At 71.4% G+C, this 14,038-nt stretch carries 11 protein-coding genes; 5 read left to right on the forward strand and 6 right to left on the reverse strand.

From position 1 onward, the window contains the following. A partial coding sequence (locus tag M8J73_RS16810; RefSeq protein ID WP_249828768.1) for a LiaF domain-containing protein occupies window positions 1–752 on the forward strand: 752 nt, incomplete at its 5' end. Between the two features lie 1,252 nt (window positions 753–2,004). Continuing rightward, complete coding sequence (locus tag M8J73_RS16820; RefSeq protein WP_249828769.1) at window positions 2,005–3,645, forward strand: M4 family metallopeptidase; 1,641 nt, start codon at window positions 2,005–2,007, stop codon at window positions 3,643–3,645. A gap of 90 nt (window positions 3,646–3,735) precedes the next feature. On the opposite strand, the gene M8J73_RS16825 is transcribed toward M8J73_RS16820, so the two are convergent. The 3 genes from M8J73_RS16825 to M8J73_RS16835 form a co-directional block, all read right to left on the reverse strand. Continuing rightward, on the reverse strand, window positions 3,736–4,611 hold the full coding sequence (locus M8J73_RS16825) for a trypsin-like serine peptidase (RefSeq protein WP_055542422.1): 876 nt from the start codon (window positions 4,609–4,611) through the stop codon (window positions 3,736–3,738). Window positions 4,612–4,739: 128 nt separating this feature from the next. Then, entirely contained in the window at window positions 4,740–5,273 is a 534-nt protein-coding gene (locus tag M8J73_RS16830) for a DoxX family protein (protein ID WP_055542421.1), read from the reverse strand. 572 nt (window positions 5,274–5,845) lie between these two features. Next, window positions 5,846–7,099 carry a hypothetical protein gene (locus M8J73_RS16835; RefSeq protein WP_055541976.1) on the reverse strand — a complete coding sequence of 418 codons (1,254 nt, stop codon included), beginning with the start codon at window positions 7,097–7,099 and terminating at the stop codon, window positions 5,846–5,848. A gap of 296 nt (window positions 7,100–7,395) precedes the next feature. Between M8J73_RS16835 and M8J73_RS16840 the strand changes: the two genes are divergently transcribed. Then, window positions 7,396–8,319, forward strand: coding sequence for a DUF4429 domain-containing protein (locus tag M8J73_RS16840; RefSeq protein WP_249828770.1), 924 nt, complete (start codon window positions 7,396–7,398; stop codon window positions 8,317–8,319). Between the two features lie 163 nt (window positions 8,320–8,482). Here M8J73_RS16840 and M8J73_RS16845 read toward each other — a convergent pair whose 3' ends face one another. Further along, entirely contained in the window at window positions 8,483–9,277 is a 795-nt protein-coding gene (locus tag M8J73_RS16845; RefSeq protein ID WP_055540941.1) for a class II aldolase/adducin family protein, read from the reverse strand. A gap of 200 nt (window positions 9,278–9,477) precedes the next feature. Here M8J73_RS16845 and M8J73_RS16850 point away from each other — a divergent pair, with 200 nt between their 5' ends. Beyond that, window positions 9,478–9,984 carry a pyridoxamine 5'-phosphate oxidase family protein gene (locus M8J73_RS16850; RefSeq protein ID WP_055540942.1) on the forward strand — a complete coding sequence of 169 codons (507 nt, stop codon included), beginning with the start codon at window positions 9,478–9,480 and terminating at the stop codon, window positions 9,982–9,984. A gap of 95 nt (window positions 9,985–10,079) precedes the next feature. On the opposite strand, the gene guaA is transcribed toward M8J73_RS16850, so the two are convergent. Further along, entirely contained in the window at window positions 10,080–11,660 is a 1,581-nt protein-coding gene (gene guaA, locus M8J73_RS16855; RefSeq protein WP_055540943.1) for a glutamine-hydrolyzing GMP synthase, read from the reverse strand. 447 nt (window positions 11,661–12,107) lie between these two features. Here guaA and M8J73_RS44830 point away from each other — a divergent pair, with 447 nt between their 5' ends. Next, a complete protein-coding gene (locus tag M8J73_RS44830) occupies window positions 12,108–12,497 on the forward strand; it encodes a chorismate mutase (protein ID WP_372503962.1) in 390 nt (129 codons plus the stop codon). A 645-nt stretch (window positions 12,498–13,142) separates the two neighbouring features. On the opposite strand, the gene M8J73_RS16865 is transcribed toward M8J73_RS44830, so the two are convergent. Continuing rightward, on the reverse strand, window positions 13,143–13,871 hold the full coding sequence (locus M8J73_RS16865; protein WP_055540288.1) for a hypothetical protein: 729 nt from the start codon (window positions 13,869–13,871) through the stop codon (window positions 13,143–13,145). Window positions 13,872–14,038 lie beyond the last annotated feature (167 nt).

Below are 14,038 nucleotides of genomic sequence, written 5' to 3' on the forward strand. Positions count from 1 at the left end.
CGGGCTATCTGTGGGGCCCTGGCGAGACCCGTGGGCGGGACATTGCCGCAGCGGTCAACATCGCCCGGGGCACCCCCTCGCGGCACGACATACGCGCCGCGCGTGGGCCGAAGCCGCGCGGGCCGCGCTGGATAGGCGGCTGGGTCTTCCTGCTCGCGCTGCTCGCCGGCGGTCTCGGGACCACCGCGACGTGGGAGGACCGCACGCTGGCGGCCAGCGTGCAGACAGGGCTGGCCTGTGCGCTGGTGGTGTTCGGCCTGGGCATAGCGGTGAGCGCCTTCGTGGGCCGGACGGGAGCCGGGTCGATCTTCCTGGCCCTGGTCACCGCGGGACTCCTGGCGTGCGCGGCGGCGCTCCCGTCGAACATCACGACGGACTGGGCCCGCACCGAGTGGACACCGGGGAAGGCCGCGGACGTGGCGACGCGGTACGAGTTGGGGACGGGGGTGGGCACGTTGGATCTGACGCGGGTGGACCTGACGAAGGGCCAGACGTTGTCGACGAGTGTGGAAGTGGGCGCGGGCAAGGTGAAGGTCGTGGTCCCGTCGGACGTGACGGTGCGGCTCGACGTCCAGGTGGGCTTCGGTGACATCCAGTTGCCGGGCGAGAGCAAGGAGGACGTGGACGTGGCACCGGACAAGAGCGATCGTCTGACGCTCCCCCCGGCCGAGGGCTCGGGGAGCGGCGGGACGATCACTCTCGACCTGGAGGTCGGTCTGGGGCAGGCGGAGGTGGCCCGTGCTGCGGCATGAGTTCCAGCCCGGGAAGCTCGTCGGCGGACTCTTCGTGACCGCCGCCGGAGTCATCTACCTCGGCGATGCGGCCGGGGCCTGGCGGACACCATGGTTCGTCGTCCTACCGCTCACCTTCGGCGGCCTGTGCCTCGCGGGCGCCGTGGCCTTCATACACCACGCGATACGGGGCCACCGGGCGTCTTGCCGGACGGGAGGGGAGGACAGGCGGGAGCGGCGGGATGGACGGGGGCGACAGGACCAGCCGAGTCACCGGGCATAACAGGGGCCAGTGGGGCGGACTGGGTCGTTGGGACGGCTGGACCGCTGTAGATCAGGGCGCCGGTGGCAGGAGCGGAGCCGACGCAGCGGACGGAGTGGACGGCGCGCGGGGGGGGGCGAAGGGAAGCACGGGATCGGCACGGACGACGGGGCAGTACCCGGAGTCGGGCAATCGCCCCGAGACGCGCTGGAACCGCTGTGGCGGGGCGAGCCGGTCGACGAGGGGTGGCCGGCGGCCGGGTAAGGGTGGAACTGACCGGCGCGGACGCGGGCAGGCAGGGCTGGGCGCCGCGCGTGCGGATTGGGTCGCCAGGGCGGATTGGGGTCGCCAGGGCGCTACCTTCCCGGTGGCCCCGGCGGTGGCGGAGCCCAGCCCGCGGCAAGCGCGACCTCGTGGTCCCCGGGGCGGCCCATGGTCCCGGTGTCCTCGTGGCCTCAGTGGCCTCATGGCCGCAGGCGCAGGCGCAGGCGCAGGCGCAGGCGCAGGCAAGGGGAGCTGCGCACGCAAAGCAGCCGTCCAGCTGGGGAGGCCGACCCGCACTCCAGCGGTCTCACGTCGTTCAGTGCGTCCAGTTCGCCGCGCTCCTTGCTGATCGGGGCGTTGGCCCGGTGAAGGTCAGGGCTCGTTGAAAGTCGGGTCGTAAGCCGCCCGCGCCCGGGAGCCGCGTAGCGCCTCGTGGAGGGCGCCGTCGCTCAGCACGAGGTCTTGGTCCGCTGTCGGAACGGTGGGTGCCGTAGGCGCCGAGCGGAGCGGTGGTGCGGGGGCGCCGAGAGCGACGGCGAAAACGAGTCGTCCCCTGTTGCCGCCCCTCCCCCACCCACCCGACGGATGTGGACATGACAGCCCTGCGGGCTCTTAAATGCCAGGGCAAGATCAGCGGCGCCCTCAGCGCCGCGCCGCTCCCCCAGTGCCCCCTCATGTGTGCCCCCCGGCGCCCACCGCCACAGGCGCTTGCCCTGCGGCGCCTTCTCCAGGAGACAGAAGACACTGATGAGTTGGATTCGGCAGCACGTCCGAGGTTCCCGTCGCGCCACCGCCGGCTTAGCGACCACAGCCACACTTCTGGCCGGCGTACTCTCCCCGGCCGCCGACGCGGCCGAGAGGCCGAGCCGTGCCGCCGCCCTCGACAACGCGGCGACGGCCCTCGCCGACCAGGCCGCGTCGTTGGGCCTCACCTCCGCGCAGGAGACCTCTGTGCGTGACGTGATCGTGGACAAGGACGGCGCCCAGCACGTTCGCTACGACCGTACGTACCGGCGACTCCCCGTGCTCGGGGGTGACTTCGTCGTGCACATGGCGCCCGACGGTACCTACCGCAGCGCTGACCGGGCGGCGAGGGCGGAGATCTCGCTGCCGAGCACCACGCCGAAGGTGTCGGCTTCCAGGGCGGCCGACCTCGGCGTGAACGCCCTGCGCGCGGCCAACCCGGGCGACACGCTGGAGCAGCTGAAGCAGGTGAAGGCCAAGCCCGAGCTCGTCGTCGACGCCCTGCACGGCGTTCCGAGACTGGCCTGGCGCACGGAGGTCACCGGGCTGGACTCGCTCGGCAACCCGGTCGCCCGCACGTTGCTGACCGATGCCCACACCGGTGCCCGGATCGACGCCTGGGACACCATGGAGTCGGCCACCGGCGACGGCAAGTCCCTGTACAGCGGCACGGTCACGTTGGAGACGACCCTCTCGGGGTCGGCCTACCAGCTCAAGGACCCGACGCGCGGCAACACCTACACCGCTGACGCGGCCGACAAGACGGACGCGTGCACTGACGACACCTGCAACGGTCGCCTCGTCACGGACGACGACAACCACTGGGGCACGGGCACGACCGCCGACCGTTCGACCGTCGCCGTCGACGCCCAGTACGGCAGCGACATGACCTGGGACTACTACAAGGACGTCCACGGCCGCAATGGCATCGGCGACGACGGCAAGGGCTCGTACAACCGCGTCCACTACGGCAACAAACTCTCCAACGCCTTCTGGAACGACGCCTGCTTCTGCATGACCTACGGCGACGGTAACGGCATCCACTTCGGGCCGATGGTCGGGCTGGACGTGGCCGCCCACGAGATGTCCCACGGCGTGACCTCGAGAACGGCCAGGCTGGTCTACTCGGGTGAGTCCGGCGGCCTGAACGAGGCGACGTCCGACATCTTCGGGACGCTGGTGGAGTTCTACGCGGGGAACGCCCAGGACACCGGCGACTATCTGATCGGTGAGAAGGTCGTCCGTTCCGGCCTCGGGCGGGATGCGCTGCGCTTCATGGACAGGCCGAGCAAGGACGGCGGTTCCGCGGACTACTGGAGCAGTTCGGTCGGCACCATCAGCGTCCACTACTCGTCCGGCGTCGCCAACCACTTCGCCTACCTCCTCGCGGAGGGCAGCGGCACCAAGACGATCAACGGGGTCACCTATGACTCACCGACGTACAACCGCTCCACCGTCACCGGGATAGGCCGCGCCAAGCTCGGCGCGATCTGGTACCGCGCCCTGACCGTCTACATGACGTCCTCGACGAACTACGCCGGAGCGAGGACGGCCACCCTGAACGCTGCCCGCGACCTCTACGGCGCGGGCAGCACGGAGTACAACGCGGTGGCGGCGGCCTGGAGCGCGGTCAACGTGAACTGAGAGCCACCCGACGCCGGACGCGTAGCGCGGCCGCTCCGGTCCCGGCCCCTGGCTCGGGACCCTGATCCGGGACCGGAGTCCGGCGGAGCCCTACGGCTTCGGCAGAGTGCAACCGGCGGCACTCAGGTCCAGCTGGTTGCCGGTCGTGAAGCAGGCCGGGATCCGGTACGTCTGCGCGGCGTAGTTGATGCCCTTGTGGACGGTGATGTTGCCGCTCTGGTCCACCTCGCAGGGGTTGTTCAACGTGCAGGACGCGCCGTTCTCGTTGCCGGTGTTGTGGACCGCGACGACCTCACCGGTGGAGCGGTCGATCACCGGGGAGCCGGAGGTGCCGCCGACGGTCTGGCAGGCGGGGCTGTAGCGGACCGAATCCTTCCAGGTCCACTTGCCCTCCTTGAGACGATGCGGGAACCCGTCGATGGTGCAGTCCAGGAGCTTCTTCCAGGCGCCGGACGCCACCGTGATGGCGGCCCCGGCGGTCGGGGGCGTGTCCCGCAGGGTCAGAGCCGACACCCCGTACGAGCTCTTGATCGCCGCATAGGTGGTGGTGAGCTCGTAGAGCGCCACATCGGTGTCGGTCATCGTCCCGTACGCGAGCTTGGCGGCCTTCAGCGTGGCGACCTGGGTGCCTGAGGCGTCGAGCAGGTTGAACGGCCGGTTCGCGGGCCGGTTGGTGATGACCACGCCCGGATCCAGCAGGCTGCTGCAGTGACCGTTGGAGAGCACCAGCGCCGGGTCGGTGTCCACGGAGTCGGGGAAGCGGACGAGCGAGCCGGAGCAGTTGCTGAGCGCCACGGTCCCGGCAAGGCTGACGGCCTGGAGCGTCGGCTCGGCCACCTTGGTGACGGGCTGGGCGGTCGCGGGCCGGGCGGTCGCGGGCCGGGCGCCGGGTGCCGCGACCGCGGGCGTCGCGATCGCTCCGGCGAAGGCCAGAGCGAAGATCGCGGCGCCGAGAGGCTTTCTCACGTGGGGGTCCCCTCTTGCGAAAGGGCGGCCGGAACCGTCCGGCCGCCCACTGTTTTGTCATGCGCATTGTTGGCGCAGGGATGCAAGAGATCAAGGACCGTATTTCAGCCGCGAGGAGAGCGCGCGGGTCAGCGGTAGCTGCGGGCTCGGCGCCTGTTGCGTCGGGAGCGGAGGGCAGCGTCCACGGAGAAGATGGGGGCGCCGGCGAGGATCAGGGGGATCCAGGCCATGAGGTAGGGGAGGTCGTTGCCGTAGTAGTACGGGCTGGACGACCAGCTGACCGTCAGCCACAGGCTGAGGGAGATGAGGGCGCCGCCCAGGGCGGCCAGGCGGGCGAGAAGACCGATGAGGGTGCCGATCCCGACGGCCAGTTCACCGATGGCGATGGCGTAGCCGAAGCCGACGGGGTTCTTCAGGGCCATGTCGATCATCGCGGGGATGGCTGAGGCGTCACGCGCGGCGCTCATCATGTCGCCGATCGAGCCGGAGCCGGACTCGGCCATGAACGCGCTGTCGGTGAGTTTGTCCAGGCCGGCGTAGATGAAGGTGACGCCCAGGAAGACCCGCAGGGGCAGAAGCGCGTAGCGGGTGGCCGCGTCTCGCCAGTCGTGGCCGCCGTCGAGGTAGGGGGTGTGGGAGTCCGTGCGAGTACCGCGAGTCATCAGTCTGCGCCGCCTCTGGTCCGCCGTGCCGTTGACCCCTCAACAGACGATACGTTCGGAGGGGTGGGGGCGCTCAACGGTGCGGCACTCTTTTTCCGTCTTGGGTGGTCTCGTCCCGAGGGTCTGCCTACGGGCCCTTCTCGGCCGCGACCCGGCGCCCACGTCCGCCGGGGAGGGCCTGCCCGCCCAGCGCGCCGCCGCAGCGGCCATCGCGGACGCGCTTCCGCCCCGCCCTGCCCCTCCCCGCTTACGCCCTGCCCCGGCCTCCGCCCCCCCGTTTGCGCCCCACCCCACCCGGCAGAGAGTCACCCGGAGGTCGGAGTCGCCCCCGACGCCCGGAGACCGCACCACACGGCTTCGCCTCTCGACAGACCCACCCGGGCGGTCGCAAGGCCGCTTGCCCGCCGACCGGGCTGTCGCGTCCGGCTGACGCATCCCGCTGACCCATCCGGCTGACCCATCCAGCCGGACGCATCCGGCCGACGTTCCTCATCCGCGACGGCCCGCGCGAGCGCGGCCCCGAAGGAAGCCAGTGCCCCACCCATCGGCTACAGGCCGACCCCCGCCTCGGATCAGTCGGCTGAGACCTCAATCGCGTAGCGGTTGGTTTCCACTCCGGCCGCGGTGACGACCTGGACGTCGACCTTGCCGGGTTCGACGTCGGCGGGGACCGGCACGGTGAGGACCGCGTCGGTGGGGTTGCTGAAGCCGCCGGCGACGGGGACGAGGGGGACATGGACGTGGACGGGGCCGATGCGGACGACCATGCGGGAGAGACGGTCGGCGGTCTGCGCGCCGGGCGGGACGAAGCCGGCGCCGCGGATCTCGATGTCGTCGCCGTTGCGGATCGGCGCGTCGAGGTCGCCGGCCTCGCGGGCGCGGACGACGGAGAGGATCACGGGGCGGCCGCCCTCGGCGTACTTGCCGGCGACGTAGGTGGCCGCGGAGACGAGGACGAGGAGGGCGAGGCCCCAGGGGAGGTCGGGGAGCTGGTCGGGGCGACGGGCCAGCCGTACCGCCGCGAAGACCAGGGCGACGGCGCAGATGGTCACGTACTGGATGTCGGTGAAGCTGCCCCGGCCGGCGTCGTCGGTGAGGAGGTCGGCGGCGCGGGGGCGGTGGGCGCGGACCTTCTGGAGGCGCTGGCCGAGGACGCGGAGGCCGACGACGCGGCGCACCAGGACGGCGATGCCGCAGACCACGGCGAGAACGGTGACGATGCCGGCGCCGCGGGCGAGTTCGAGGCCGGCGATGAGGGCGTCGCGTTCGCGGTGGTCGGAGGCGGCGGCCAGGCGGCCGACCAGGACGAGGACGCAGAAGACGACGAAGAGGACCCAGCTCGCGGCGATCGCGCGGGACGTGGAGAGGCGGTTGTCCTCGCCGATGACCGGGGCGAGGGCGCCGCCGCGCGCACGGTGCAGATAGCCGGCGCCGGTGAGCGTCGCGGCGACGAGCAGGGCGGCGATCAGGCCGGCCGTGCGGGCGACGGTCCAGCCCGCGCCGATCGCGGTGAGCGCCTGGACGAGGAGCAGGGTGACGACGGCGGCCCAGACGACGATCGCCGTGCGCAGCCAGAGCCGGCCGAGCCAGGCCTCGCCCTCGACGCGGCCGCGTTCGGCGACGACGGCGGCGGACTGGGTGAGTTCGTCGGAGACCCACTGGCGGGAGGCCGACGCGGAGTGGGCGACAGCGGCGGGAAGGCCCTGTCCGGCGGCGAACTCCTCGCGTTTCAGCAGGAACTCGGCGACCGCGCGCCGGTGTCCCGTGCGCGCGCCGTGCGGGCAGTCCCCGCACGTGCATCCGCCGTCATGGGCAGCCGAGCCCATGCCCCCTCTGGCCTCCTGCACCGCCACGCCCGAGCCCGCCTTCCCGCGCCGCGCACGCCTCTGCGTGCGCTGTCCTCGGCATTCGCCGTCACCGTCATCGACGCCATCACCGCCCCCGCGGGGCGCCGTCCGTACAGCCGCTCACTACCACAGCCGTGCGGTCGGACACATGCCCCGCGATGACAGCGAATTGTGCCGTACGGAAGGCGGGCCGTGCCCGGCAGGGGCGTCGAGTGCAAGGAGAGCGCGGGGTGAAGTTCGGGTCGTCCTGTTGACCCGGCTGCGAGAATCTCCCTATGGCCGAGATCATCCAGCGGGACGGGTCCTGGGCCTTCGACGGGAGCACGGTCCGGATCACGCCGGGACCGCACCGTTCCGTGGCGCTGTTCCGGCAGACGTACGGGGAGGTCGCGGTTCCGCTGGAAGCGGTGTCGGGTGTCGTCTACGAGCCCGAGCGCAAGCGGGGCCGACTGCGGTTGCGGCTCCGGGAGGGCAGCGATCCGCTGCTCCAGGCCACCGGTGGGCGGCTGCCGGACGAGGCCGACCCCTACCGGCTGACGGTCGATCTCGACCGGTCGGGTGTCGCCGAGTACATGGCCGAGGAGATACGGCAGGCCCTGCTGCTGGAACAGACCCCGAAGGAGCCCGCCACGGCGTATCTCCTGCCGGGGCCTCCGGTGCCGGTGTCGGTACGGTCCAGCGACGGCACCGTGTCCTTCGACGGCACGCAGGTCAGGATCGACTGGAACGACACGTCCGACCGGGTCAAGCGGGCGACCGGGCCCCGGATCATCGCCATCGGTGATCTGGCGCAGGTGGAGTGGTTGCCGAACTCCGGTTACGAGGACGGGTTCCTGCGGTTCGTGACCTACGAGACGGTGTTCTCCAAGCTGCCGCCCGAGAAGGACCCGTACGCCCTCGATCTGTGGGGCAACGCCCGCCGTGATCTGCTGACGGCGCTGGTCGCCACGGCCGTCACCGCGCGGCTTCCGCACCCGTCGACCAGAGCGGACGGCCACGCGGACCGCCCCCGGCCGGTCGAAGCCGCGGGCCCTCCCCCGCCACGGAGTCCGGCCCCCGCTCCGGCCCCGGCGCAGGCCTCCGGCCATCACGACGTGCTGCTGCGCCGCCTGCGCGAGTTGGGGGAACTGCACCGCGACGGGGTCCTCACGGACGAGGAGTTCGCGGCCACGAAGGCGGCGGTGCTGCGGGACTTCTGAGCGACGCGGCGGGGGCAGCGCCCGCCGACCCTGCCCGACGCAACCAGTACCCGACGCAACCAGTGCCCGACGCAACCAGTGCCCGACGAGACCACTGCCCGCCCCACCACAGCGACTCACCCGCCGCCCCCGACACCCCCGCTTCCGCGAGGCTCGGCCGAGCTCAGCTCAGCAGGTCCGGTTCGCTCCGGCTGATGTCCTGCCACAGGGGCTGGTAGTTGATCCATGCCACGAGGTCCCCGCCCGCCTGTTCGCGGGTGGCGACGGCCAGCCGGTGGTCGACGAGGAGGGGGCGGCCCGCGGCCTTCGCGGTGAGCTGGACCTGGGCGGAGCGTTCCATCGACAGGAACCACCAGGCCGCCGCGTCGACCGAGTCGCCCACGGTCAGCAGACCGTGGTTGCGCAGGACCAGGGCCTTGCGGCTCCCAAGAACCACCGCGATCCGCCGCCCCTCGTCCGCGTCCACGGCGACGCCCGTGTAGTTGTCGTAGAGCGCGTGGTCCTCGTAGAACGCGCAGGACTCCTGGGTGATCGGCTCGATCAGTTCGCCGAGCGCGGCGAGGGCGCGACCGTGCACCGAGTGGCAGTGGGCGACGGCCACGACGTCCGGGCGGGCGGCGTGGACCTGGGCGTGGACGGTGAACGCGGCCTGGTTGACGTGGTAGCGGCCCTCGATGACCTGGCCGTCCTGGTTGGCGAGGACGAGGTCACTGACGGTGACGTGCCTGAAGGACATCCCGAACGGGTTGACCCAGAAGCAGTCGCTGAACTCCGGGTCGCGGGCGGTGATGTGCCCCGAGACGCCGTCCTCGAACCCCAGCCGTCCGAAGATCCGCAGGGCCCCGGCCAGCCGTTCCTTGCGGTGCCGCCGCTCGTCCTCCACCGACTCGTGCATCGGCGGCATGGCGAACCGCAGCTGGTCGGTGGGTAGGGGCAGGGGCGGTGTGGGCCCGTGCATGTGTCCTCCAGAATGACTTCCTCGACGAAGCGGAAGTTACCGTCGGTCCCCCCTAGAGAACAGGTCCGTTCCCTGAAGAGAGTGCGCAACCGTTACGCAAGTCACAGAAGCGTGCTGGCGTTTCACCACCCAGGGACGAGCCATCAGTCGCTCGGGGTAACCGGACAGTGGTTGTCGGGTATCCGCGCGAGACTCGTCCCATGCCACGAAATACGCCACGCGCCGTGCCGCACACCGCCGCCAACTGGGCGGCCTTCTCCGCCGCCGAACCCGGTCTCGCGCAGACCGTGGAGGCGCGTTTCGGCGCCTTCACCCACCACGTCCTCGCCACCCTCCGCCGGGACGGCTCGCCGCGCACGACCGGGCTGGAGGTCAGGTTCGTCGGCGGCGAACTGTGGCTGGGGATGATGCCGGACTCCCTGAAGGCGCTCGACCTGCGCCGCGACCCCCGGTTCGCGCTCCAGGCCAACCCGGGTCCGGGCACCGGGATGGGCGGCGGTGACGTACGGATCAGCGGGCGGGCGGTCGAGGTCGACGATCCGGCCGTCAAGGCCGCGTACGGCGAAGAGGCGGAACCGCCGGAGCCGTTCCACCTCTTCCGCACCGAGCTGACGGAGGTCGTACGGACCTACGTCGAGGACGAGACGTATCTGGTCGTCCAGGTCTGGAAGCCCGGAGAGCCGGTGCGCACCCTCAAACGGACCTGAAGCCCCCGCTCACTCGAGCGGACCTGAGCCCCCTCACCCGAGAGGCGGCCCCACTCACCGCCTCACCCGAGGCAGCCCCCGTCACCGCGAGCGGGTCACTCCCACTCGATGGTGCCCGGCGGCTTGGACGTCACGTCCAGGACCACGCGGTTGACGTCGCGCACCTCGTTGGTGATGCGGGTCGAGATCTTCGCCAGCACGTCGTACGGCAGGCGCGACCAGTCGGCCGTCATGGCGTCCTCGGAGGAAACCGGGCGCAGGACGATGGGGTGGCCGTAGGTGCGGCCGTCGCCCTGGACGCCGACGCTGCGGACGTCCGCCAGGAGGACCACCGGGCACTGCCAGATGTCGCGGTCGAGGCCGGCCGCCGTCAGCTCCTCGCGGGCGATCGCGTCGGCCTCGCGGAGCAGGTCGAGGCGGTCCTTGGTGACCTCACCGACGATGCGGATGCCGAGGCCGGGGCCGGGGAACGGCTGCCGCTGGACGATCTCCTCGGGCAGGCCGAGCTCCTGGCCGACCATGCGGACCTCGTCCTTGAACAGCTTGCGGAGCGGCTCGATGAGCTGGAACTCCAGGTCGTCGGGGAGGCCGCCCACGTTGTGGTGGGACTTGATGTTGGCGGTGCCGGTGCCGCCGCCGGACTCGACGACGTCGGGGTAGAGGGTGCCCTGGACCAGGAACTCCACGGCCGGGCCCTCGTCCGCGATGATCTCGGCCTGCGCCTGCTCGAACACACGGATGAACTCACGGCCGATGATCTTCCGCTTCTCCTCGGGGTCGGAGACCCCGGCGAGCGCCTTGAGGAACCGCTCCTCCGCATCGACCACCTTCAGCTGGACGCCGGTGGCCGCGACGAAGTCCTTCTCGACCTGCTCGGTCTCGCCCTTGCGCATCAGACCGTGGTCGACGTACACGCAGGTCAGCTGGGAGCCGATGGCCTTCTGCACGAGGGCCGCGGCGACCGCGGAGTCCACGCCGCCGGAGAGGCCGCAGATGGCGCGCTTGTCGCCGACCTGCTCGCGGATGGCGGCGACCTGCTCCTCGATCACGTTGCCGGTGGTCCAGGACGGGGTCAGCCCGGCGCCCCGGTACAGGAAGTGCTCCAGCACCTGCTGCCCGTGCGTGGAGTGCATGACCTCCGGGTGGTACTGGACCCCGTACAGCTTCTTCTCGTCGTTCTCGAAGGCGGCGACCGGTACGACGTCGGTGGAGGCCGTGACGGTGAAGCCCTCGGGGGCGGCGGAGCAGGCGTCGCCGTGCGACATCCACACCGACTGCTCGTCCGGGGTGCCCTCGAAGAGGGTCGAGCCGGACTTGGTGACGTGCAGCGGCGTACGGCCGTACTCGCGGGCGCCCGTGTTGTCGACGGTGCCGCCGAGGGTGGTGGCCATCAGCTGGAAGCCGTAGCACATGCCGAAGACGGGGACGCCGGACTCGAAGAGTGCGCGGTCGAGGCGGGGGGCGCCCTCGGCGTAGACCGAGGAGGGGCCGCCGGAGAGGATGATCGCCGCCGGGTTCTTGGCGAGGATCTCCGCGACCGGCATCGTGCTGGGCACGATCTCGCTGTAGACCCGGGCCTCGCGGACACGGCGGGCGATGAGCTGGGCGTACTGCGCGCCGAAGTCGACGACCAGAACGGTGTCGGGAGCGGCGGCAGCGGAGGGCGCTGATGACACGGGGTGCCTTCCGGCGGTCGGGCGGGGGTCTGTGTGGCCGAGTCTACCGGGGTGCGCTCTTGTGGTGCGGGCCCACCGTGGGCTCCGCCCCCGGGCCCCCGGAGCACCCCTTGCCGCCCCCCCTCGGAAAGGCGGCGCCCCCGCCCGACCGGGCCGTGGGGCCGACCAGTCCGTGGGGACAGCCGGTCCGTGGGCCGACCGTCTCGGAGCCGGTGGCCTGCCGTGGCATACTGGCGCCCATGTTCGCGCACTCGACCTTCGTCTTTACCTATGGCACCGGGCCCACCGGCTGCCATGGTCGTGCTGCTTGAGCAACTGACAAGCGACTTCCCCAGGCGCCCCGGGCCGACAAGGTCCGGGGCGCCTGGCGTTTCCGGGGACTGTCGGGGCGGGGTGCGGAACCGGACACGAGGAGTTCTGACGATGACCACCACCACCGCCGCGCAGATCACCGCCGAGAAGCCCGCCCCCGACAAGACCGCCCCCGAGAAGACCGCCGTCACGGGGACCACCTCGGCACAGACCGCCGCCGAGAGGGCCGCGGGCGTCCCGAAGGCCACCGTCGCCGAGAGGACCGGCGCGAGGACCGAGGAGGCCGCGGGGGTGATCAGCGGCGCCCGGGAGCGGATCGACGCGTTGGACGACCGGATCATCGGGTTGGTGCAGGAACGGATGGCGGTGTCGGCCGTGATCCAGCAGGCCCGGATCGAGTCGGGTGGCCGACGGGTGAACCTCTCGCGGGAGATGGAGGTCCTCGCCCACTACAGCGATGCCCTCGGCAAGCCCGGCACCGCCCTCGCCATGACCCTGCTGGAGCTGTGCCGGGGACGCATCTGAACCGCCGCCCCGCGCAACCCCGCTGCCCCACGCAACCCGGCTCTCCCACGCCACCCCGCCGCCGGTCACGGCGCATGCGCCGGGCGCACGTACGTACGCCTGCCGTCTCACCCGTACGGCGCGTGACCGCCCTGCGACGCGCTTCGTTGGTCCCGGTGCCCGTGCCAGCCAGGTCCGGGTCCGAAAGAACCACGCGTGGCTCCGCTGGAGCGATGAGGCGTCCGGATCGTGCCGTGCGCCGTGGGACCTCGCTTCAGGGTTGTGACCGGACCGCAGGGGACAGCAGCCCGGTCACTGAATTGAACGGTCGGCTCCGGGGACGCCCGGGGCCGACCGGCGGATTGTTCCGAGGACGGCGAGACGGTTACGGAGGCCGTCAGCCGCCCGGCACGATGCAGGAGCAGCCCGCACCGCAAGGTCGACACCCGGTACCGCGCCCCGTGCGCGCGTCCGACATCCACCCCCCACCGGCGGCGCGACCCCCCGGCGCCGCTGCGAGGCACCGGCGCTGCCCTGACGTCGGTGCTGACGACGAAGGGCCCCGTGGGTTCCGTCCCACGGGGCCCTTCGCCCTGCGCGCCACCGGCGGACCGCCGTTGAGCGACCCCGGCTGGGCCGCATGTCAGCCGAGGATCAGCCGGGGGATCAGCCCGCCGCCTTCTCCAGCTTCGCGACCTGCGCCTCCAGCACCTCCGCCGGGACCTTCGCCTTGTCCGCGTCGAGCATGTTCATCGAGTAGAAGCCGATGAGCGTCGAGCCGCTGCGGACCACCGTGAAGGACATCGGGATCTTGGCGCCCTCGATGTCGCCCTTCAGCTTGTACGAGACGGCCTCGTCGCCCTGCTCGGGGGCGGGGAGGGCCTCGACGCCGGAGTACTTGTTGCCGACGTGCTCGTACTTCGTGCAGTTCTCGGTCGCCTTGCGCAGGTCGGCCATCACCTTCTCGGCGTCGCTCTGCTCGTGCGCGGCGAGGGCGAGGGAGATGACGCTGCCGGAGAGCTCGTCCTTCGGGGTGACCGTGCGCCCGGCGCGGGCCTTGGCCTGCGGGTCCGAGGTGAAGAAGAACATGTTCGCGATGGGCTGGCAGGCGGCCGGCTCGGCGGGAACGGTCTCGGCGGGCATGTCCTCCGCCGGCATGTCGGCGATGGTGTAGCCCTTGACGTCACCCTTCGTCAGGGCGGCCTTCTGCAGCTGGGCCTCCGTCAGAGCGCCCTGCCCCGCCGGCTCCTTCGACTTCTGGGCCGGAGCGGAGGAGCCCGCCGAGGGCTTCTTCTCCGCGTCCTTGTCGTCGCCGCCGCCACCGCACGCCGCGGTGAGACCCAGCGTGGCCATGACCGAGACGGCCACCGCTGCCCGCGACATCTTCGACTTCATGTCCCCCACCCTTTACGCCTTGCGCGTCTCATGTCTCACAAGGGCCCCACGGGGCCCATCGAACACGTATGTGACATCCGGCCCCGGGGATTCGTTGCGTCGCTCCGGCAACATTCACATGTGACTCACGTCACTCCAGAAAACTGTGATCCGGAGTGCAACCCTTC

It is taken from the genome of Streptomyces neyagawaensis (genome assembly GCF_023516595.1).
Classification (GTDB): Bacteria; Actinomycetota; Actinomycetes; order Streptomycetales; family Streptomycetaceae; genus Streptomyces; species Streptomyces neyagawaensis.